Annotated in this window: 18 protein-coding genes; 9 read left to right on the forward strand and 9 right to left on the reverse strand. The window is 40.4% G+C overall.

Features of this window, described 5'->3' with window-relative positions; all coding sequences use genetic code 11:
* Window positions 1-90: 90 nt before the first annotated feature.
* From glnG to Q0791_RS04965, 4 genes are all read right to left on the reverse strand, one after another.
* Window positions 91-1497 carry a nitrogen regulation protein NR(I) gene (gene glnG, locus Q0791_RS04950; RefSeq protein ID WP_299003446.1) on the reverse strand — a complete coding sequence of 469 codons (1407 nt, stop codon included), beginning with the start codon at window positions 1495-1497 and terminating at the stop codon, window positions 91-93.
* A 69-nt stretch (window positions 1498-1566) separates the two neighbouring features.
* The gene (gene glnL / locus Q0791_RS04955) at window positions 1567-2619 is read right to left on the reverse strand and encodes a nitrogen regulation protein NR(II) (RefSeq protein ID WP_299003450.1); all 1053 of its coding nucleotides are present in this window, start codon (window positions 2617-2619) and stop codon (window positions 1567-1569) included.
* Between the two features lie 160 nt (window positions 2620-2779).
* Window positions 2780-3298 carry a DUF4124 domain-containing protein gene (locus tag Q0791_RS04960; protein ID WP_299003453.1) on the reverse strand — a complete coding sequence of 173 codons (519 nt, stop codon included), beginning with the start codon at window positions 3296-3298 and terminating at the stop codon, window positions 2780-2782.
* Window positions 3299-3482: 184 nt separating this feature from the next.
* Window positions 3483-4640 (reverse strand): iron-containing alcohol dehydrogenase, encoded by a 1158-nt coding sequence (locus tag Q0791_RS04965; RefSeq protein WP_299003455.1) that lies wholly within the window; start codon window positions 4638-4640, stop codon window positions 3483-3485.
* A gap of 309 nt (window positions 4641-4949) precedes the next feature.
* Between Q0791_RS04965 and Q0791_RS04970 the strand changes: the two genes are divergently transcribed.
* Window positions 4950-6572: a diguanylate cyclase gene (locus Q0791_RS04970; protein WP_299003456.1), complete on the forward strand. Its 1623-nt coding sequence runs from the start codon at window positions 4950-4952 to the stop codon at window positions 6570-6572.
* A gap of 14 nt (window positions 6573-6586) precedes the next feature.
* Here the strand turns inward: Q0791_RS04970 and Q0791_RS04975 are convergent, their stop codons facing one another.
* Window positions 6587-8746 (reverse strand): carbohydrate-binding family V/XII, encoded by a 2160-nt coding sequence (locus Q0791_RS04975; RefSeq protein ID WP_299003457.1) that lies wholly within the window; start codon window positions 8744-8746, stop codon window positions 6587-6589.
* Window positions 8747-8992: 246 nt separating this feature from the next.
* On the reverse strand, window positions 8993-10402 hold the full coding sequence (glnA, locus tag Q0791_RS04980; protein WP_299003459.1) for a glutamate--ammonia ligase: 1410 nt from the start codon (window positions 10400-10402) through the stop codon (window positions 8993-8995).
* A gap of 952 nt (window positions 10403-11354) precedes the next feature.
* Between glnA and typA the strand changes: the two genes are divergently transcribed.
* Window positions 11355-13172: a translational GTPase TypA gene (gene typA, locus Q0791_RS04985; protein ID WP_299003461.1), complete on the forward strand. Its 1818-nt coding sequence runs from the start codon at window positions 11355-11357 to the stop codon at window positions 13170-13172.
* Between the two features lie 124 nt (window positions 13173-13296).
* Here the strand turns inward: typA and Q0791_RS04990 are convergent, their stop codons facing one another.
* Window positions 13297-13515 carry a hypothetical protein gene (locus tag Q0791_RS04990; RefSeq protein WP_299003463.1) on the reverse strand — a complete coding sequence of 73 codons (219 nt, stop codon included), beginning with the start codon at window positions 13513-13515 and terminating at the stop codon, window positions 13297-13299.
* Window positions 13516-13597: 82 nt separating this feature from the next.
* On the opposite strand from Q0791_RS04990, the gene Q0791_RS04995 reads away from it, so the two are divergent.
* The 6 genes from Q0791_RS04995 to Q0791_RS05020 all read left to right on the forward strand — a co-directional run bounded on the left by Q0791_RS04995 (window position 13598) and on the right by Q0791_RS05020 (window position 19061).
* Window positions 13598-14476 carry a virulence factor BrkB family protein gene (locus Q0791_RS04995; RefSeq protein ID WP_299003465.1) on the forward strand — a complete coding sequence of 293 codons (879 nt, stop codon included), beginning with the start codon at window positions 13598-13600 and terminating at the stop codon, window positions 14474-14476.
* Window positions 14477-14546: 70 nt separating this feature from the next.
* Window positions 14547-14984, forward strand: coding sequence for a D-aminoacyl-tRNA deacylase (gene dtd / locus Q0791_RS05000; protein ID WP_299003467.1), 438 nt, complete (start codon window positions 14547-14549; stop codon window positions 14982-14984).
* A gap of 34 nt (window positions 14985-15018) precedes the next feature.
* Window positions 15019-15201, forward strand: a complete 183-nt coding sequence (locus Q0791_RS05005; RefSeq protein WP_299003469.1) for a hypothetical protein — start codon at window positions 15019-15021, stop codon at window positions 15199-15201.
* Between the two features lie 42 nt (window positions 15202-15243).
* The gene (locus Q0791_RS05010) at window positions 15244-15837 is read left to right on the forward strand and encodes an FMN-dependent NADH-azoreductase (protein WP_299003492.1); all 594 of its coding nucleotides are present in this window, start codon (window positions 15244-15246) and stop codon (window positions 15835-15837) included.
* A 294-nt stretch (window positions 15838-16131) separates the two neighbouring features.
* On the forward strand, window positions 16132-18276 hold the full coding sequence (locus Q0791_RS05015) for an LruC domain-containing protein (RefSeq protein ID WP_299003471.1): 2145 nt from the start codon (window positions 16132-16134) through the stop codon (window positions 18274-18276).
* Window positions 18277-18287: 11 nt separating this feature from the next.
* The gene (locus Q0791_RS05020) at window positions 18288-19061 is read left to right on the forward strand and encodes a hypothetical protein (protein WP_299003473.1); all 774 of its coding nucleotides are present in this window, start codon (window positions 18288-18290) and stop codon (window positions 19059-19061) included.
* Between the two features lie 47 nt (window positions 19062-19108).
* Here the strand turns inward: Q0791_RS05020 and Q0791_RS05025 are convergent, their stop codons facing one another.
* Both Q0791_RS05025 and rsmD read right to left on the reverse strand, forming a co-directional pair.
* The gene (locus Q0791_RS05025) at window positions 19109-20107 is read right to left on the reverse strand and encodes a glycosyltransferase (RefSeq protein ID WP_299003475.1); all 999 of its coding nucleotides are present in this window, start codon (window positions 20105-20107) and stop codon (window positions 19109-19111) included.
* A gap of 55 nt (window positions 20108-20162) precedes the next feature.
* Entirely contained in the window at window positions 20163-20750 is a 588-nt protein-coding gene (rsmD, locus tag Q0791_RS05030) for a 16S rRNA (guanine(966)-N(2))-methyltransferase RsmD (RefSeq protein WP_299003477.1), read from the reverse strand.
* A gap of 211 nt (window positions 20751-20961) precedes the next feature.
* Between rsmD and ftsY the strand changes: the two genes are divergently transcribed.
* Window positions 20962-22818 (forward strand): signal recognition particle-docking protein FtsY, encoded by a 1857-nt coding sequence (ftsY, locus tag Q0791_RS05035; RefSeq protein ID WP_299003478.1) that lies wholly within the window; start codon window positions 20962-20964, stop codon window positions 22816-22818.
* Window positions 22819-22847: the final 29 nt, after the last annotated feature.

Raw genomic sequence — 22847 nt, forward strand, 5'->3', positions numbered from 1 at the left:
GGCATGCATTACCAGTTCTAGATTGTTCTTCATTGAGTTGATTATATAAAAATAAAGGGATCGCCATGATCCCTTTTGTGTTGTGCCATTTTATTCTATGGATAACTCTTTTAATTTTCGCGTTAATGTATTTCGGCCCCAGCCTAAGCGTTTGGCGGCTTCTTGTTTGTGGCCATTGGTATGTTTTAAGGCGGTAGTCAGTAATATGCGTTCAAATGTGGGCTGTATTTGAGTGAGTAAATCATTGTCTCCGCGACTTAAGCGTTCATCAATAAGTTGAGTCAACGCCTGCTCCCAATCTTGAGTGAGATTATTTGTCGTATCAGTGCCGGCTTTATCTAACAATTCTGGTGGCAGATCTTGCGGTAATATTTCTTGTCCTGAAGCCATTACCGTCAACCATCGACAGGTGTTTTCCAGTTGCCTGACATTACCAGGCCAAGGAAGTTGTGCTAATTTTGTCGCTGCTTGTTCCGTTAAGGTTTTGGTTTCAACACCCATTTCTTTGGCTGCATTATGGAGGAAGTAATGGGCTAATTGTGGAATATCTTCTCGGCGATGAGATAATGTGGGTAGATGAATACGAATGACATTTAAACGATGAAAGAGATCTTCTCTAAATTCGCCGTTGGCTACTCTTTGTTCTAAATTTTGATGGGTTGCTGCGATAATACGTACATCAACTTTTACGGGGTCATGGCCGCCGACGCGGTAAAATTGGCCGTCGGCAAGCACTCTCAATAGACGTGTCTGAACATCAATTGGCATATCACCGATTTCATCAAGAAACAGAGTGCCAAGATTGGCTTGTTCAAATCGACCTTGACGGATCCCTTGTGCACCAGTGAAAGCGCCTTTTTCGTGGCCAAAGAGTTCAGATTCAATGAGATCTTTGGGGATTGCAGCCATATTGATGGCAATAAAAGGTTGTTTTTTTCTTGGGCTATGCTTATGGAGTGCGCTTGCTATGAGCTCTTTTCCTGTTCCTGATTGGCCATTAATGAGCACACTGATAGATGAGCGAGATAGTCGACCTATGGCGCGATACACTTCTTGCATAGCGGGGGCTTCACCAATAATTTCTGGTGTGTTAATGATAGGCTCTTGCTGTTTTTTATTGTGTTCTTGGTCATTTGAATGGCTTAGAGCCCGTTCGATTAATGCCGTTGCTTCATCAATATCAAAGGGTTTTGGAAGATATTCAAATGCACCTGCTTGATAGGCACTGACCGCACTGTCTAAGTCTGAATGTGCCGTCATGATGATGACTGGAATATGAGGGTAATGGCTTTTAAGCCGTTCGAGTAAGGTTAAGCCATCAGTCCCTGGCATACGAATATCGGAAATAATGACTTGTGGTTGGCTCATTTCCAGAGCTTGCCATAAGGATTCTGCGGCAGCAAAGCTTGCACAAGTCAGTGGAATGCTCTGTATTGCACGCTCAAGAACCCAGCGTATCGAAGTGTCATCATCTAATATCCAGACTTGTTCTGTCATGTTTGTGCCTTAATGTTACAAATTTCTGATGGGGGCTGATAATACAATGGCTCAGTTATATTGCTGTCGCTATACATTACTTTGTTGAAGTACGGGCAGTAATAAAATAAATTGTGTGCCTGAGTGGCTGCTATGGCAGTCAATTCTTCCTCCATGTAGGCGAGCAATATTATGAGCGATAGAGAGGCCAAGGCCTGAGCCATGTTCTTTATCGGTCACCATAGGATAAAAAAGAGTATCGATTAAATTAGGATTGATCCCAGGGCCATTATCGGTAACGCTCAATGCTAAAACTAATTTATGTCGAAGATTGCCTATGGTGACTTGGTGTTGAGTACGAGTCTGAATATGAATGTTTCCTTGCTTATCTTTCAGGGCTTGAACGGCATTTTGAACAATATTCAATAGCGCTTGTTGTAGCTGCTCTGGATCCATGCTGAAACTGGGGATCGAAGGATCATAATCTTGTTGTATTTGAATATTGTTTGGCAGTGTAATTTTAATAAGAGAAAGGACTTTTTGAATGACCTCATGAATATTAAAAATTCCCTGTTCTGTTGGCCGTTGAGGGCCTAATAAACGATCCACTAGATTGCGCAATCTATCAGCTTGTTCAATAATGAGATTGGTAAAGTCATTTTGCGTACTATTGGATAATTCCCTAGATAATAACTGTGCCGCGCCTCTTATTCCTGCAAGTGGGTTTTTGATTTCATGAGCGAGATTGCGTACTAAGAATTGAGCGGCTTGTTGTTGAGCATCTTGGGATAATTGTTGGTGGATCCTTTGCTGTTGATCGACCAGTCTTAATTCTAATAAGGCCGTGTTTTTCTCTTCTTCAAAGGGGCTTAAACTAATATCAAGGGTATGCTGTTTTCCATCAAGTGTTGTGAGTGAGACACTATTAACCGTTAATCCTTGATGATTTGTGATGGCATTTTGCCACAGTTGAGGGTCTATTCCGATAGACTGATAGTGTTCAGTTAACGCGTGTTCAAATAATCGATTATGGCTAATTTTAAATAATTGTTTAGCGGCAGTATTGGCATAGAGGAGTTTTAGTTCTCGATTGATAACAAGGACTGCTGTGACGAGATGATTGAGTAATTTGTGATTATTCATTGAAAGTGCCCAATTCATTGCCCCTATTAAGTGCATTCGGTGTAGATATTTTGATAATGCACCACAGTGGTGCATTCCGCAAGCTCCCTTGCGATGCTTGATATTTGTTTATGTAGATATAATCTATTGAACTAAAATAAATAATAGATTTGTATCAGACTTATGATGGCTTATTTTTAATGCTTCGGTGTAAAAAAAAGGTTCTGGGCAGACTTGAAGCAAGTATTTTGCCGTTTTTATCGATTAATTTAATGATGACTTGATGTTCTCCTCGATTAATGTTGCTAAGTGAAAAGACGGTGGAGGTTTGTGGTTCTCCAAATACCTGATTATCTAGGTAGAGTTGTAATGTCAATGCTGATTGAAGCTTAGGTTTGATTTGAGCGATAACGGATACATTGCCATTGTTATTGCGTATTGTTTCTTCTTCTATGGGTTTGATGATGGTGAGCTGGTATTGAACCGATTTGGATGGAGTGGGTGACGTGTTTGTTGGAATACCAGGAACAGGAGGAAGGCTCACATGGTTTTCGGTATTTTCTTTGAACTTAACAGGATTAGCATTATTAATCGGTTTGTCGGTGTAATGTATTTTTCCATTTTTATCGACCCATTTGTAGACAGTGCTATAAGCCATTGAGCTTAAGCATATCAATAGGAATAGGCTGAATAATCGCATTGAATTAGGTTCTCAAAATAACCGAATATTGAGTAGCTTAGCTTGTTTATTTAAAAAAAGCAGGGTGTTGAAGGTTTTTTACCCTCAATTATCATAATCGAATGATAATTGAGGGTAATATTTATCAGTTAATAATACGTGTGCGCTTTATTTCGGTAAAGTACACACATCACGAGTGTAATGCCTACAAATTACGCTCTAAAATATGGCGACTCTTTTCGAGATCTATGTCTTGGTGTTCGCCTAAAGCGGTCATTCCGTGACGTTCTAATTGCGTAATGATTTCTTCTACGTGAGTGTAGTTGAGATCGTAATCACTTAAACGGGTTTTAATGCCCATGTTCTCAAAAAAGGTGCGAGTTTTGGTAATGGCATCATCAATGCGTTGGTTTTCTGTGCCTTGAGTGATGTTCCAAACACGCTCAGCATACTGTAATAATTTTTCTTTTTTCGATTCCCGTTGGCAATCGAGTAGGCCCGGCAAGATAATAGCGAGTGTTCTTGCATGGTCGATATCATAAAGTGCCGTGAGCTCATGGCCTATCATATGAGTTGCCCAATCATGAGGGACACCTCGGCCAATGAGTCCGTTAAGTGCTAAGGTAGCGACCCACATCAGGTTCGCTCTTATATCATAATCAGTGGGATTGCTGAGGGCTTGAGGTCCTAACTCAATTAAAGTTTGTAATAATCCCTCAGAGAACCTGTCTTGTACTGGTGCGTTAACGGGATAAGTCAGGTATTGCTCGATAATATGAACGAATGCATCAACAACACCATTAGCCACCTGCCTTTCGGGTAAGGTAAAAGTTTTACTCGGGTCTAAAATAGAGAATTGAGGGAAGACATGTTTGCTCATAAAAGAACGTTTAGATTGAATCTCTTTACGTGTGATAACACTACCACTGTTCATTTCAGAGCCTGTAGCCGGTAAGGTTAATACACAACCAAAAGGTAAAGCTTGAGTGATGTTATTGCCCCAGTTGAGCAATATATTCCAAGGCTCTCCGTCAAATAAGGCGGCTGCAGCAACAAACTTAGTGCCATCGATGACAGAACCACCACCTACAGCAAGAAGGAAGTCGATATTTTTTTCTTTGATGATATCAACAGCCTGGATCAGTGTTTCATAGGTCGGATTCGCTTCAATACCACTAAATTCGGTAATATTTCTATTGCCTAAAGCTGTGAGTACTTCATCTAATGTGCCCGTTTTTCTTGCACTATTGCCGCCTAATAGAATCAACACTCGTGCATCACTTGGAACCAGTTTGTCTAATTCTACTATTTTGTTTTTGCCGAAGCTGATATGGGTTGGATTACAATATTCGAAATCTAACATGCTACATCCTTTATTTATAATTTGACTATTGTCTTTTTAGGTGTTGATTATTCTTGTTTTTATGTTGTTTTAGTTCATTCCATCTCTTTCTCTATTTTGAGAGATTAAGGCGTGTTCGAAGTTAATGATTTGCTGTTTTTCCGTGAGGGAGTGTTCTTCATCGAGTGAGGCTAATTCAAAACAGATCAGTCGTCTAGCGTTTTTATTGCCTGTGATGAGGACATAGAGCGTGAAGTTATTCAGAGTAAGTGGAATGAGGCAGCTATACTTTAGTGTGTGACTTGATGAATTAAGAGGAAAGGCTGTCTAATGATGAATAATCAGCAGACTATCAATCATAAATTACCTCATACCGTTACCCATGAAGTCAGAGGGTTATTGCATTGTTGGCGTGAATTTTATTTTTCGCCTAATGATAAAGAAATGACTAATTTAAGTTTGTCACAGCATGAGATCGATACACTTATTGAAAAAGTGCATGGTTTATTTGGTCAAGTCAAACAAATTGAATCCGCTGAATTGCTAGATAAAGTGATAAAAATTCAACTGCAGTTAAATAGTTTGCAGCAGATGAATCGAAATTTAAAGTTTGAAGAGTTGGTTTCTCTAGATTATAACATTAATGTACTGGCTAAACGGGTGCTGCGCCATGATGATACGTTCGATCCTGCGCCTTATATTCCTCACAAGCATCCTATTTTACTTGCATTAAATCAAGAGTTAGCTGAAAAACTGGCTGAGCAGCTTGTTTTTTTTGATGTTTATTGCAAAGTCATTAAAGATAAAAAAGATTTCATTACTCGTTCGCAGCAGTTTACAAAAAGTGCAATTATCATTGATGTTAATTTTGCTGGAGAAGGAGTCGGTATTGAGTTGATGAAAAAGCACCAAGCCAATGTGCCCAAAATTTTTATTACCCATCAAGAAAATGAATCCATCGAATTAAGACTGTCGGCTTGCCAAGTTGGTGGCTCAGGTTTTTATGTTCGCCCTACTGTGGCACAACTATTACGTTCAGTGGAACAATTTTATTCGAGTTCATCATTAAAACCTTATAAGGTGTTGATCATGGATGACTCTCGTACTCAGGCCTTGTTTTGTGAAAACGTATTAAATCGTGCGGGAATGATGACACAGGTTGTGACACAGCCCTTAACAATATTGGAAGTGATGGAGGAATTTGAACCTGAGTTAATTCTAATGGATATGTACATGCCTGGATGTACGGGAGTGGAACTTGCGAGCGTGATTCGGCAACAATCGGCATATTTACGTTTACCTATTTTATTCTTATCCGGTGAGAATAATAAAGATATTCAACTTAACGCAATGAAATTAGGGGGGGATGACTTTCTCACGAAACCCGTAGCGCCGGAACATTTAGTGTCAACGGTGCAAACCCGTTGTGAGAGAGGACGAGTACTTAATGATCTGATTATTCGTGACAGTTTGACTGGATTATTCAATCACACTCATATTCTCGATAAACTCAAACAAGCCTGTCGTTATGCTAAAGAGCAAAAAGAAGCATTATGCTTCGCTATGGTAGACATAGATCATTTTAAGAAAGTGAATGACAGTTATGGCCATACTGTTGGTGATAAAGTGATTTCCACGCTTTCTTTATTTCTTAAGCAAAGATTAAGAGGCAATCATAGTATTGGTCGCTATGGAGGAGAGGAATTTGCTATTGTTTTTCCAAGAACGAGAGAATATGAAGCCTTGTTTGTCATGAATGAAATTAGAGAGGCATTTAATCAGTTGGAGCACAGTAGTGAGCAAGGTGAATTTAAAGTCAGCTTTTCGGCGGGAATTTGTCAGTTTTCGGGAAATAATGAAGACATGATTATTGAGCAGGCGGATGAAGCCCTTTATGCAGCTAAACATAAAGGGCGCAATAACATTCAATGTTATCAATTTGACAATAAATAACTACTTACAAATAACTACTTACGTCCTCGCTGCAATCGTCCTTGGCCTTGAAAATTTTGGCGAATATGGCGAGAGTGATTCAAACTGTTTCTGTCTATTCTTCGATTGTTCATTTGTTGTTTAATATTATGAGATAACCCACTGGGATTATTGGAATGATGTTGAACTTTGTTTATGGCATTATTTTTTTGAGTTTGAGAGAGATGGGGTTGATTGCTTAAGTTTTTCCATTGTTGGTGACTTCTGCTTTGCCATTGACCATTATGATTACGAGCGACGTTTCCGTTTTTGTCTGAAAAAACATTATTTTTTCTGGTTGCACTATGAATCGCTTGAGTAAAGTTTCTATTTAAAGTGGATCGACTGGCATTTCTGACTCTGTTTTGAGGATGATTATAAATATTATTCTTCGCTATATGGTTAGCTCGTATTTGATTGTTGATATTGGTTCTGTTACCAAAGTTGATGTTGTTACCAATATTGATCCTGCCAGTATGAATATTAATATTACCGTTATTGATAAAAACGGGAGAACGATATCCACCTCCGTGATAGCCTCCAGCATAATAACCTCCACCCCATGCGGCGCCCCAAGCAAAGCCTGCCCTGTAGAAACCATAACCCCAAGACATGCCATAATTCCAACCTATTCGAGGGTTATAGCCAACGTAAATGCCCCAAGTGACAGGTCTTGGATAATAATAAGGTCCCCAACGTGGTGGGTAATACCAGCCCGTACCGTACACGGGAACGCCATAGTAAGGATAGGACCAGAGATAGCCTGAGGTATAACCCACATAGACAACATCAGGCGTTGAATCATAAATCTGCACATAGGTGGTGTTATAAACGGGCGAACTGGGGGGAATTTCGGCAATTTCTTCATTGGGAATGTGAGTAGCAACGCTCCATGGGCCTGTGGGTGATGAGGCAGTAAACCAAACGCCATTATTGACAACATAAAATTGATTATTCACCCTTAATACTTGTGAGTCAGTATTAACGGCATAGGCAACTTGAGTGCCTGGGATCATCTCAAATGTAGGCTTCCCGTCATAAGTGACTTTAGTGGTTGTCCCCTTGCGTTTAATGGCTGCAGTTTGAGGGATTTTTGCATTAATGACAGCTTCATTCGCTTCAGTGGTACCAGCAATAGACACTCGAACGCCACTGATATCAGAATCTGGTGGTATGTTGCTAAAACTTTCAGGTAATTTATCTGCTCTTACAAAAGTCCAAGGCCCAGATTCTTTAGCGGCACTATACCAACGACCTGACAGTAATACATACATTTTGTTGTTAGAGGTATCTCGTATCCAAGGCACTTCAGTATTGGTCACATAGAGTAATTGCCCAGAAATTAAGCTTTTCCATTTAGGTTGACCTTGGGTTGAGATGAGCTCAGTTGGCGTTGTCGTTGCATAAATTGCAGGAGGTGTGCCTGTGGTTGATGAGGTCGTTTCGGATTTTGGCATTAATTTGACGAGATCTGCTGGTGGTTTACGGGTAAGTGTCCATGGGCCAAGTGGATCATTGGCCTCATACCAAAAGCTACCGCTGCTAAGGTACAGTTTCTTTGTTTCTTTATTGCGTGCAACGGCAAAAGGAGTATTAATGACTCTTTCGTATTCAGTATCATTAATAGCGCGATAAATCGGTGCACCATCATAGCTTAATAAAATGGTCAGCTCTTGTTTAAAGATAATGTTTGGCGCAGTGTTTTTCAGTTCTTGTAAACTCTTTCTTTCTTGCTTTGAACTCGTCAGGCTTGCGCTTAAGCTTTCCATAGATAGTTGAAAAAGAGTAGATTTAAGAGCGTTTTGTACAATGTTATTGAGTTTTTCGGTATTTTTTATGTCATCTGGCCATTTTATCTGAGTGACGTCAACATCTCTAATTTGAGCGGTTTCTGTGCCAGTATCCACTCTTGCTATAAACCAAAAAGCACCAAAAGTGGGAGTGTTTTGACCCGTTAACTCAAGTGATAATGCCGCTTTTCCTTGAAGTGTATTACCAGATAGCGAATCCGGTTGCAGTTGATAAACGACAATCTTCCCTTCTGGTACTGTGATCTCTTGTGGCCAATCAGTGGCGAAGGCCGTGAGTGGTAATAAGCTGAAAATAAACATGCCTAGTATTGTTGATTTAAAAAAGACTAATCGCTGTTTTATCATGACGACTCCCTGCTGGTATTGGGTTCATTATGATGAAAAATGGCTCTGATATGTCAGTCCGTTTTAAAGAGACGTTTTTGGGCTGGCATGATTATTTTTCATTTGATTAATTGACATAAACTAATTGAATGGCGACTTACTCAAGTGTAGTCAGTGATAGAGGGGAGGACAAAGGAGAGAAGGGGATAAAAAACCGCCTCTTGTTTGAAGGCGGTTGAGGACCCAGTGTTTAAAGCTAGGATTGAACTACAGGCTGTAATAAAGTTCAAATTCTACTGGATGAGTAGTATTGTTAACTTTTTCAACATCTTCTTGCTTCAATTGAATATATGAATCGATGAAATCATTACAGAAAACGTTACCACGCGTTAAAAACTCACGATCAGCATCGAGACAGTCAAGCGCTTCTTGTAACGAGGTGGCGACTTGTGGTATTTCTGCGGCTTCCTCTGCGGGTAAATCATAGAGATCTTTGTCCATTGCTTCCCCTGGATGGATTTTATTTTGAATACCATCTAGACCTGCCATTAACATGGCAGAAAAAGCAAGATATGGATTGGCCATAGGATCGGGAAAGCGGACTTCAATACGGCGTGCTTTTGCACTCGGCACCACCGGAATACGAATCGACGCTGAGCGGTTACGTGCAGAGTACGCTAGCATGACAGGGGCTTCAAAATGCGGAATTAAACGTTTATAAGAGTTCGTTGCTGGGTTTGTAAATGCATTAATGGCTTTTGCATGTTTAATGATCCCACCAATATAAAAAAGAGCTGTTTCACTTAAACCGCCATATTTATCACCAGCAAAAAGGTTGACCCCATCTTTAGCTAACGATTGATGTACGTGCATACCACTACCATTATCACCGACAACCGGTTTTGGCATAAATGTCGCTGTTTTCCCGTAAGCATGTGCAACATTATGAATGACGTATTTTAGTACTTGTACTTCATCAGCTTTTAAGGTCAGTGAATTAAAACGCGTGGCTATTTCATTTTGACCCGCTGTAGCGACTTCATGGTGATGAGCTTCAACGATTTGCCCCATTTCTTCAAGAACAAGACACATTGCACTTCGTAAATCTTGAGATGAATCCACTGGTGCGACAGGGAAATAACCCCCTTTTACGCCTGGGCGATGGCCAGTATTACCTTCTTCATAACTTTTCCCTGAATTCCAGCTGGCTTCTTCAGCATCGACTTTATAGAAGCAACCTGACATATCAGCGCCATATCTAACATCGTCAAATAAGAAAAATTCAGGTTCTGGCCCCACGAGGACAGTGTCAGCAATACCCGTTGAGCGCATGTACTCTTCGGCTTTTTTAGCAATAGAGCGAGGATCGCGATTGTAGCCCGACATGGTCGTGGGTTCTAAAATATCACAGCGTATATTGGCTGTGACATCAGCAGTAAAAGGATCGAGCACAAAGCTACTGGGATCAGGCATTAATACCATGTCAGATTCATTAATGCCTTTCCATCCAGAAATGGATGAGCCATCAAACATTTTGCCGTCTTCAAAAAAATCTTCATCAACTTGATGAGAAGGAATTGAGACATGTTGCTCTTTACCTCGAGTATCGGTAAAACGCAAATCAACAAATTTAACTTCTAATTCTTGTAATTGCTGTAAAACTGATTCAGCTGACATTATATAAAGTCTCCGAGTTGGGTAAAGTCACACTCTAATTTCATTGGCATCATATTTTTGGCTAGATGCGGTTTGAAGGACTAATTGCGAGAGCTATGCCAAGTCTATAACAATATGATTTTAAATAGATATGTAATATTTACCGAGCTAAAGGGGTCATGATTAGCACCATGATGGTGCATTGCTTGCACATTGTTGGTGCTTTAATCGCATCATCTCAGTGCATTAAATAAACTAAGGTAAGGGAATAATAGGAAAGAGTAAATACTCTATAACTCATCATCTTACTCTAATGACTTTTATCGAATAGCGAACGATATCGATGCGGCTGTAAAAAGTTATTTTATCAGACAGGTAAATGATCATGTATTGTGCAACTTATGTGACTTCGTTGTGCAATTGCAAATCATTTTGACTTATACCAATTCCATTATATAAGTGATCTTTTAGCGGGAATTCAACATGCTGTAGGCAAGGCAGATGATTGAAGCTAATAGTTATTCTATATCGAAAGCAGCTAACGTAGCATAAAGTATGTTGAAACCCGCACAAAGTGAGCTGCTCAGACATTCCACTTCTGCGTTGCATTCATTTGAAAGGGAATCACCATTACTGCATAAATGCGCCTTGAATTGAAAAGCCTGAGAAGCTCTGAATTGATCATCTATATAATGGAATTGGTATTAAATATTGTCTGACTTGAATACTGACTTTTCATGAAGTATTACGAGTATTAACAGAGTATAAATAGAAGATTATTGACTCAATGTGCGCTTAGATCAGAATAAAAGCGGCTAAAAAAGCAAGTTTATTGTGATTGGTTAAAAATAATCCTGTGAGATTAGTCTAGCCTAGAGTAGAATAGCACGCTTTTTATCGTAACGAATAAAATGAAGCGCATTTGTTTCGTTATAATAACCCTATATTTATCCCGATGGTAAGAGGTTTAGCCGTGTTAGAGAATTTACGTAACATCGCCATTATTGCACACGTTGATCATGGTAAAACTACCTTGGTTGATAAGCTGCTGGCGCAGTCAGGAACCCTTGAGTCTCGAGGAGAAGCCACTGAGCGGGTGATGGATTCAAATGATCTTGAAAAGGAGCGTGGGATCACGATTCTGGCCAAGAACACTGCCATCAAGTGGAACGATTATCGTATTAATATCGTTGATACGCCAGGTCACGCCGATTTCGGTGGTGAAGTGGAGCGTGTTCTTTCAATGGTTGATTCAGTTTTATTGTTGGTCGATGCTGTCGATGGCCCTATGCCACAAACGCGTTTTGTAACTAAAAAAGCGTTTGCTCAAGGTCTTAAGCCAATTGTTGTTATTAACAAAATCGACCGTCCTGGCGCGCGTCCTGATTGGGTGATTGATCAAGTATTTGACTTATTCGACAACTTAGGTGCGACCGATGAGCAGCTAGATTTCCCTATTGTTTATGCGTCAGCATTAAATGGTTTTGCTTCACTTGACCCAGATGAGACAAGTGAAGATATGACGCCGTTGTTTGAAACTATTGTTGAAAAAGTATCTTCACCTGATGCGGATGCAGAAGGCGATTTCCAAATGCAGATCTCGCAACTGGATTACAACTCATATGTAGGTGTTATCGGTGTTGGCCGCATCAAGCGTGGAAGCGTTAAAACGAATCAGCAAGTGACGATAGTGGGTGCTGATGGTAAGAAACGCAATGGCAAAATGGGCCAAGTACTAGGTTACATGGGGCTTGAGCGTCATGAAGTGGATGTTGCGAATGCGGGTGATATTGTTGCCATTACAGGTCTTGGTCAGCTGCAGATTTCAGATACTGTTTGTGCGACAACTACGGTTGAAGCATTGCCGCCGCTTTCGGTAGATGAGCCAACATTAACCATGACCTTTCAAGTGAATACGTCACCTTTTGCTGGTAAAGAAGGTAAGTACGTGACTTCACGTAATATTCTTGAACGTTTAGAACAAGAACTTGTTCATAACGTCGCACTTCGTGTTGAAGAGACTGACAGCCCAGATCGTTTCCGTGTATCAGGTCGTGGTGAGCTTCACCTTTCTATTTTGATTGAAAACATGCGTCGTGAAGGTTATGAGCTCGCGGTATCTCGTCCAGAAGTTATCGAGAAAGAAATCGATGGCGTACTCTGTGAGCCCTATGAAACATTAACCGTTGATGTTCAAGAAGAACATCAAGGTAGCGTGATTGAAAAATTAGGGATCCGTAAGGGTGACATGAAAGACATGCAGCTTGACGGTAAAGGTCGTGTTCGCATCGACTTTATTATTCCAAGTCGTGGCTTGATTGGCTTTCAAACAGAATTTATGACTTCAACCTCTGGAACGGGCTTAATCTATCACTCTTTTGATCATTATGGTCCTGTTAAAGGTGGAGACATAGGTCAACGTCCACAAGGGGTGCTGATCTCTAATGCTACAGGTAAGGCACTGACCTTTGCCTTGTTTGGCTTGCAAGATCGTGGTCGCCTCTTTATTGGCCATGCAACTGAAGTTTATGAAGGTCAAGTGATTGGTCTACATGCACGCGCCAACGATCTAACGGTTAACTGCTTAAAAGGTAAGCAGCTGACTAACATGCGTGCTTCTGGTACGGATGAGGCGCAAGTATTGACACCGCATATTGAAATGACACTTGAGCAAGCGCTAGAGTTCATCGATGATGACGAGTTAGTTGAAGTGACACCAGAGAATATTCGTGTTCGTAAGCGCTATTTGACCGAAAATGAGCGTAAGCGCCATAATCGTGCCAGCAAATAATCTATCTGTTTATTCTTGTTTTCTTTTATAGGGACAAGAATAGAATCAATAGTTAATAAGCCTAGGGTGGAAACACACTAGGCTTTTTTTTGTCTCTTTTGTAAAAGATAAGCCATTGTGGAATTTAACTTTTATAGGTTGCGGCATCCACAATGCACCAAATATGAAGAAGTACGCCGACGATACCGGGAATAATAAAAAACCACATCGCGTAACCTGCGCCAATAAAGACAAAAAACAATAGGGCGGCCAAAACACGTCCTTGCACGAGTTGTCCAAGTCCGGGAATGAAAAAGCTAGCAATGGCTGCAATGACATTACCTGCTGAACCTTGTTGAGACATAGATCTACCTTTGTAATTTGTTAATATAAACTGATACGGTTAAAGATACTTAAGCAGCTAGGGCAAAAGCAAGAGAAACCTTATGAAAAAAATGACAAATATTAAAAAGCTTATTAGTCTCTTTCGAGGTTTTTGGGACTTTTGTGTACATTTATTTGAAAGATTAAAAACCGATCAAGTCAATATTCGTGCAGGGCACTTAGCTTATGTGACCTTACTGTCATTAGTGCCTTTAGTCGCTGTTATGGTATCCATGCTATCCGCTTTTCCAGTATTTGTTGGTCTTAGAGATGAAATAGAAGGCTTTGTTTATAAAAACTTTTTACCTGCGGCTGGTGATACTGTTCAAGTGTATTTAAATGAATTTGTTGAAAATGCCTCAAAGGGGACAACAGTCGGAATTGCTGTATTAGTGCTGGTGGCTATCCTTCTGATTTCAGCCATTGATAAAGCGCTTAATAGTATTTGGCGAACTAAGGAAAAGAGGCGCAGTGTTGTGTCTTTTTCTATGTATTGGATGGTGTTGACCTTAGGTCCTGTATTAGTGGGGGCAAGTCTAGTGGCCAGTTCCTATATTGTCTCACTTAAAATTTTCAGTGATACGGATCTTGTCAATGTGGCTCCTTTGGTCAAGCGCTTACCTATGTTGTTTTCTATGGCCGCATTTTTATTGTTGTATATGGTGGTTCCTAATCAAAAGGTGAAGTTTATTCATGCGTTGTTTGGTGCGTTTGTTGCAGCTCTTCTTTTTGAATTAAGTAAAAAAGGCTTTACTCTGTATGTCACTCAGTTTCCAACCTATGAAGCCATTTATGGCGCGCTAGCTTCTATTCCTATTTTATTTGTATGGGTTTATTTATCTTGGGTGATTGTATTAATTGGCGCAGAAATTACCGCGGCTTTGCCAGAGCATATTGATCAACAATTGCAGAAACTTATTGCAGAAGGAGATGAAGAATAAGCAGTATCACGGGTATAGATAGTGAGTGAATTTTAAAGTACCAATGTAATAATAGAAGTGAAAAATAACAATGATTGCGTTAATTCAAAGAGTTAAACAGGCAAAAGTGGAAGTTAATGGCACAACTTGTGGTGAAATAAAACAAGGTTTATTAGTGCTGTTAGGTGTAGAGAAAGATGATACTCAAGAAAAAATGCAAAAGCTGGCTAAAAAAGTGATGCAATACCGAGTGTTTTCAGATGAAAATGGCAAGATGAATTTAAATTTACAGCAAGTGTCGGGGGAGCTGTTAGTTGTTTCCCAATTTACGCTTGCAGCGAGTACGCAAAAAGGATTGCGCCCTAGTTTTTCAAGTGCAGCAAGTCCTGAGCTAGCTGAAGCACTTTATAATGATTTTGTTGTATTTTGTCAAAGTGAGGGGGTCAAGACTCAAACGGGACAATTTGCTGCGGATATGCAAGTCTCTTTAGTGAATGATGGGCCGGTAACTTTTAACTTACAAGTATAACGATTTGGCTTTTATGAGTTTATAGGGAGAATGAATGAGCGTCGAAGTCATCGATATTAAAGGATTATTAAAAGCATTAACCTTTCGAATTTTTGAGTTATTCATAGATATTTTATGCGCTTTTATTCGACTTTATTGGTATTTAAAATGGAGCCTGAGTAAAGAGAAGTGGTCTCTTTATAGTCAGTATCACAGGTATTATACCCAAGCTAATTGATTTATGTATTGTCATCTAGCATGAGTATCAATGGAGTCAATGATGTCTAAAGTCTTAGTATTAACTTCAAGCATATTAGGAGAACATTCTCAATCTCATAAACTGATTGATTATGCAATTGAGCAATTATCAGGTCAAAATGTGAATATGACCATTAGAGATTTAACAAACAGTCAGCTACCAGTGTTGGACGGTGAATTGGCGATGGCCTTAAGAGGGGCTGAAAGTTTAAATACTCGGCAACAAGATGTGCTATCTTTGTCAAATAGTTTAGTGAAAGAGTTAAAAGCACATGACAAAGTGATTATTACAGCCCCAATGTATAATTTTACCATTCCTATTCAATTGAAGCAGTGGATTGATCTTGTTGCTAGAGCGGGCGTCACTTTTAAATATACCAATGAAGGGCCCGTCGGATTATTAACGGGTAAAAAAGCCATTGTCATTACCACTCGAGGTGGTGTGCATAAAAATAAGGCCAGCGATCACCTCGCTCCTTATTTGAAAACGGTGCTAGGGTTTATTGGGATCACAGAGCTTGAATTTATTTACGCAGAAGGCTTATCTATGGGAGGAACAATTGCTCAAGAAAGTATAGAAAAAGCCCAATTTGAATTAGATTTATTACTCGCTTAAATTGACATTATGCCTTATGACATTTAAATCAAATAAGGCATAGCAATATAAAGCAAACAGCAGGCACGATATAAGAAAATACGATCTCATAGGTATCAATAAGAAGTCCTTGCACCATAGTGGTTAGGGCACTTTCTAACTTAAGAAAATGAATTTCATAATATGCATTGCAAAATGCAAATAATCAGTTTGCTTATTTTTTCTTTTTACTCATTAACTTGAATTTTAAGGTTTTTATTTTTTGGCATAGCTTTTGCTTTTATGTTGACTAACTGTGTCAGCGAAGGAGTTGCTATGTTATTTTCAAAACAAATTTTATTTACCCTTACTTTGGGGATCACTTGTTCTGGGATCCTATATGCGGCACCTTTTGAGGAGTGCCCAACCAAAGCCTTTATTATTCAAAAGCCCTCATCCTTACCTAAAAATTTTGGTGTTGATTTAGGCACGGGGAGCTATACCATTTTATCTAATGACATGGGAAGCGGTGCTGCATTTAACGGTGTTGGTTTTAATAAATTTGATCGTTATTTATATGGATGGGATTACGCCAGTGGTTCACTGGGTAGAGTGGGGACAGATCATCAAGTTGTGGCATTGGATGTGAGTAAAGATGGTGCTTCAGCCAGTGCAGGCAATTTTTTTGTAGGCGATGTGGCATTAGATGAAAATGCTTGGTATGGATACCGGAAAAATAAAGGGCTATTTAAAGTGACTTTAGATGATCCGGATAATTATGAAATGACGTTAGTTGCAGGCAGTCAATCTAACGCGACTTATAATATTACAGACTTTGCTTTTCATCCTGATAATGGATATTTATACACAGTCACTAATGGTACAAATGCAAAACTATTAAAAATAGACAAAGCTTCGGGGTCAGCTGAGGATTTAGGGACCGTTTTAACAGCCACACAGCGAGGCTTTACATTTGGTGCTCAGTTTTTCGATGTAAATGGCAATCTGTATATTAGTAACAATTCTGATGGCAATATTTACAAAGTCTCTGATTTAGATGGTGAGCCCAGTGTGAGTGGCATTTTTGCTTATGGGCCCTCTTCTACCAGTAATGATGGCGCAAGGTGTGCATTAGCCGACGTGCCTGTTGGAGATTCTGTTGATTTTGGTGATGCGCCAGACTCTTATGGCAGTAATATTGCGAGCAACGGTGCTCGCCACAAGATTGTTTCAGGTATTCAGTTAGGTTCATTAATTGATAATGAAGGTGACGCTTATGCTTATCCTCTTTCTGATGATGTCAGTGATAATAGTGATGATGACGATGGTATTACTATGCCTACGGGGTTTGAAGTGGGTGAAGATACGGTATTAGTTGTTGATGTCGTAGGGAATGAAGGTTATCTCAATGCTTGGATTGACTTGAATCATGATGGAGACTTCGATAGTGACGAACAAGTTATCGCCTCTGAATATATGGACGAAGGTGAGAATATTGTCATTATTCAAATACCAAGCTGGGTTGAGGCAGGTGAGACTTGGGCACGCTTTCGTTTGAGTACTACGCAAAGTTTAGGGGCGACAGGTGGTGCAGCAGATGGTGAAGTCGAAGATTATCCTATCACGATAACAGAAACTGGAGTCACAACGGGTTATTATCCTGTTGGAACGCAAGGTGTGGCGACGATTGTCTATGAAGATCTCTATCCACTTGAAGGGGATTATGATTTTAACGATGTGGTAATGGAAGTTAAAATTAATGAGTTTGAAAAAGACGGGAAGGTTAGACGAGTTAAAATAGAAGTCAAAGTATTAGCTGTGGGAGCAACATTTCATAATGGTTTTGGTATTCAATTGCCCGGTATTCCACGCTCTGCGATAAAAGAGTCTGCGATCCGCTGGGATTTAGATGGCGTAAATCAATCCCATGCAATTCTTGAAGAAGGGCAAACTAATGCCGTCTTTATTTTTACCGAGGATGTCCATTCTTACACTACCGTTCCCTTTGGCTGTGAATTTCTAGGTACACAATTAGGTTGTACTCAAACTGAGCATCCGACTTGGACTCTGACGATTCCTTTTGAAACGCCAATAGACAGTAATGACATGCCTGAATTGCCATACGATCCGTTTATTTTTGCTAATCCTAATCTTCCACATGGTTGGTTACCAGAAGCGGTACTGGGTGGTAATCCTGGTCGTGCTTTAGAGGTGCATCTTAAAAATAAAGCGCCTACGGATAAGTTTGATACGCGGTTATTTGGTACTGGAGATGATGCATCAAACCCCAGTGAAGGACTTTATTTTCAAAATGCGAATGGCATGCCTTGGGCATTAATTATTCCAGAAAGATGGTCATACCCAGTTGAAAGAATACCGTTAAATGAAGCCTATCCAGAATTTGTTGATTATGCATTGGGTAACGGTAATGCCAATTGGTATCAAAATGCTGACACAGGTTTAATTATTCCAAACAAGTAGAGGGAATGACGATGAATAATTCAATGTATAAAAGAGTATGTATTGTAGGCTTATTTTCCCTACTGGTTGCTTGTGGAGGCGGAGGAGGCGGGGATGATTCTAGTTCTTCCAGTTCTTCAACTACGGCGAGTGATAATGGCTCTGCAGCGGCAAGTTCCACAGGTGATACTAGTACAACTAGCGCGACTGATGATAGCTCAACAAGCACAACCGTGGCTACTGATACCAGTACAACTAGCGCGACTGATGATAGCTCAACAAGTACAACTATGGCTACTGATACCAGTACAACTAGCGCGACTGATGATAGCTCAACAAGTACAACCATGGCTACTGATACCAGTACAACTAGCGCGACTGATGATAGTTCAACAATTACAACGGTGGCTGCAGATCTTGTCGAAGAAGAGCCTGCAGAGGTGACTAATGATGAGCAAGCTGCGGTCGATATGACATCATTAAGCGAGTTGGTTGTTGATTCGAGTAATGAGTTGCTCTCTGAGTATACTTTGTTTGTAGGTATAGATACGGGAAATACTGATAGAGCCTATGTCTCTATTTGTGAGGAGTTTGTGACCAAGGATGAAGGTGGTTATAAGGTTGATTACGATACTTGCCTATTAAGAGGGCCATTAAATGAAGGCGTATTGGCTGCGAACCTTGTATTGGGGAGTGCGCAACAGGAATTGATTGTTGCTATTTGGACCTTTGATGGCAGTCAACCGACTTATCATGTATGGAATTATGATGAAAACTCAAGCAATCAAAGTTTGATGATCAACTGAACCTGTTAGCTTTTAAAAAGGGGAAATGATTTTCTCCTTTTTAATTGTTATTTTTTCAAAGTGTTTAATAAATTTTTCCACTGACTCAGGGTTTCATTCCATTTTTGCTGCATTTGAGAGCGCTGTTTTGGTGTCAGCGTATTGGGAGGGGATTGAATACATTCAAGTATTGATTTAGCGATGGATTCGGCAGACTGTTCAAAGAGGCCTTCATTTTGCTGATTATCAAGTAAGGCGCTTTGCTCATTGAGGCCATCAACGCCTGAATGAAGGATAGGTTTTCCTGCTGCCATTGCTTCTTGAAAGACGAGGCCAAAAGGTTCCCATCTTGATGGAATAATGATGGCATCGCATTGGTTAAGAAAGTCAGGGATATTGTGACAAACACCAATAAATTGAACATTAGCCAGTGACGATGCCTGCTTTTTAAGTGCATCTTCCTGTTCTCCAGAGCCTGCAATTTTCAGCTGAATATCTTTATGTTGAATGAGCTTCATGGCGTTGATGAGAGTATCGAATCCTTTTTGTGTATGCATTCTGCCATAGGCACCGAAAATATAAGTTTTTTTGACTTTTTTTATCCCTAAGTGAGTGAAGGGATGTAAATCCTCCCCCTGTTTTAATATGAAGAGTTTATGAGGAGGGATAAGATTATGTTTTTTTATCCATTGAGCTTGAGATTGAGAGACTGAGATAATTTTAGTCATTATGCTATAACTGAGTTTTAGCATAAGAAAAAAACGTTTAGGCTTAGTGATTTGCTGTTTTACGAAGCCATCGCAATAATGATGCTCTTGATAAATAAAGGGTGTATGTAAGTGGCGTAATTTGAGTAATAACAGTTTAGGCAACACATGCCAACTTAATGCTTGATGAAGGCATAAAACATCAGCCTTGTAGTGAATAAAGGAATACTGTTTGAGATTGATGATTTGAATATCAAAGTCAAAATCATCGACTAATGTTGATGCTTGCAAGCTCCTCAGTGCTGATTGAATGCCACCAAATTGAGCGTCATTAATTAAATGCAGAACTTTGGGGCGCATAAAGTGATGCCCTAGACTTAACATGTTTTAAGTCTAGGAAAGTATAAAGCCAATGTCAGTTTGTGTTTGTTGATTGAAATAAACGATAAGTGACTTGTCCGGCAACTTTTTCTTTAAGTGGCATCCAGTGTGGTGGAATATTGAGTGACGATAGTGCGACTTCTGTTTCGGTTTCTAGATAAATTAATGCATTGGGTGCGAGCCATTGGTGAGTATTGAGTTTTTGAATGCATGGCTTTGCAAGCTGTTGTCGAAAAGGGGGATCGATAAAAATAATATCAAAGGGTTCAGTAGGTGCGGTGTTGAGTAGGGTGAGTGTGTCACCTTTAATAACTTGACCTTGTTCGCATTTGAGTGTGGCTAAGTTTTGCTGTAATTGCTTAGCGGCGGAGGCTTGCAGTTCAAACATTTGTGCAAAATTGGCATAGCGTGATAAGGCTTCAAAACTTAATGCGCCGCTTCCTGTGAAGCAATCTAGTACTCTGGCGCCAGCCAAGTCGGCACTAATCCAGTTAAAAAGCGTTTCTTTGACACGATCTGTGGTTGGGCGTAAGCCTTCTAAATCATGAATGGGTAAACGACGTGATCGCCATTGTCCTGAAATGATACGAACTTGACCCATCTTTGGTTTTTTTTTGGTCATTTGGCCCTCATGATTTTGCCTGAAGAAAGAAAGTGGTAGACTGTCACGCTTTGATTTAAAGTCGTTATTTTATATCAAAGTGGGCATAAAAGGTGAGATACCGTCGTTTTGTCGATTAACATCTCTATTTTAATGTGTCATTGAGGTGTTTTTTAGGCGTCTTTTACCCTAATTGCATTATATATTCGTTATTTGAGCACTGGTATCTAACATGGCAAAAAAAGGTTTTTTTTCTTGGTTTCGTAAAGATAAAGCTAAAGATGAAGTCAAGAAGGTAACAACAGAAACAGTAGTAGAAGACAAAGTACAAAAAGTACAAAATGAAAAAGCGGCTGAGGAACAAGCGCGCCAAGCTTTAGAGAGTGCAGCGCAAAAAGCCGAAGAAGAAAGGCTAACTGCTGAAAAAGCGGCGGTTGAGGAACAAGCGCGCCAAGCTTTAGAAAGTGCAGCGCAAAAAGCCGAAGAAGAAAGGCTAATTGCTGAAAAAGCGGCAGCTGAGGAACAAGTGCGCCAAGCTTTAGAAAGTGCAGCGCAAAAAGCCGAAGAAGAAAGGCTAGCAGCAGAAAAAGCGGCGGTTGAGGAACAAGCGCGCCAAGCTTTAGAAAGTGCAGCGCAGAGAGCCGAAGAAGAAAGGCTAGCAGCAGAAAAAGCGGCAGCTGAGGAACAAGCGCGCCAAGCTTTAGAAAGTGCAGCGAAGAGAGCCGAAGAAGAAAGGCTAGCTGCCGAAAAAGCGGCGGCAGAAGAGCAAGCTCGATTAGAGGTTCAGAGAGCCGAAGAAGCAAGACTCGCTGCAGAAAAAGCCGCTGCTGAGGAACAAGCTCGATTAGAGGCGCAGAGGGCCGAAGAAGCAAGACTAGCTGCAGAAAAAGCAGCTGCTGAGGAGCAAGCTCGATTAGAGGTTCAGAGAGCCGAGAAAGAAAGACTCGCTGCAGAAAAAGCCGCGGCTGAGGAGCAAGCTCGATTAGAGGCGCAGAGAGCCGAAGAAGCAAGACTCGCTGCAGAAAAAGCGGCGGCTGAGGAACAAGCTCGATTAGAGGCGCAGAGGGCCGAAGAAGAAAGGCTGGCTGCAGAAAAAGCCGCAATTGATGAACAAGATATTCAGCCAGAGCCACAGGCTAGGCCGGAAAAAACAGGTTTTTTTGCGCGCTTAAAGCGCGGACTCAAGCGCACCAGTGAAAATATTGGTAGTGGTTTTATAGGGCTTTTTCGTGGTAAAAAAATCGATGAGGATTTATTTGAAGAGTTAGAAGAGCAGTTATTAATTGCTGATGTGGGTGTTGAAACCACAACTCGCTTAATTGATTCTCTAACGGAGCAGGCGAGTCGAAAGCAGCTAAAAGATGGCGAAGCCTTATATGATTTGCTTAGAGAAGAAATGCAAAAAACCTTAGAGCCTGTGTCTGTGCCCTTAGTGCCTGAAAATAATGATGGGCCTTTTGTTATTCTAATGGTAGGTGTCAATGGTGTGGGTAAAACAACTACCATAGGCAAATTAGCGAAACAATATCAAGCACAAGGTAAGTCAGTTATGTTGGCTGCTGGAGATACCTTTAGGGCGGCGGCAGTGGAGCAATTACAAGTGTGGGGGCAACGTAATGATATTCCTGTGGTTGCTCAACATACGGGCGCAGACAGTGCTTCTGTATTATTTGATGCGTTGCAGTCGGCTAAAGCACGTAATATTGATGTCTTGATTGCCGATACCGCAGGCCGATTACAAAATAAGTCGCATTTAATGGATGAACTCAAGAAAGTTGTTCGTGTCATGAAAAAGCAAGATAAGAATGCGCCTCATGAGGTGATGTTAACCCTTGATGCCAGTACGGGACAAAATGCAATTAGTCAGGCTCAATTGTTTAAAGAGGCCGTAGGTGTGACAGGGATCACTATGAGTAAGTTAGACGGAACGGCAAAAGGTGGGGTCATTTTCGCTATTGCAGATAAATTTGGTATCCCCATTCGCCATATTGGAGTGGGGGAACAAATTGAGGATCTACGCCCCTTTAATGCCAAAGACTTTATTGATGCTTTATTTAGCCAAGAGAGTACGGATAATCTCGACAAGTAATAAGCCCATTATGTGTCTAAATAAAGGAC

Origin of the sequence: uncultured Shewanella sp. (assembly GCF_947495455.1) — a bacterium.
Taxonomy (GTDB): Bacteria; Pseudomonadota; Gammaproteobacteria; order Enterobacterales; family Shewanellaceae; genus Shewanella.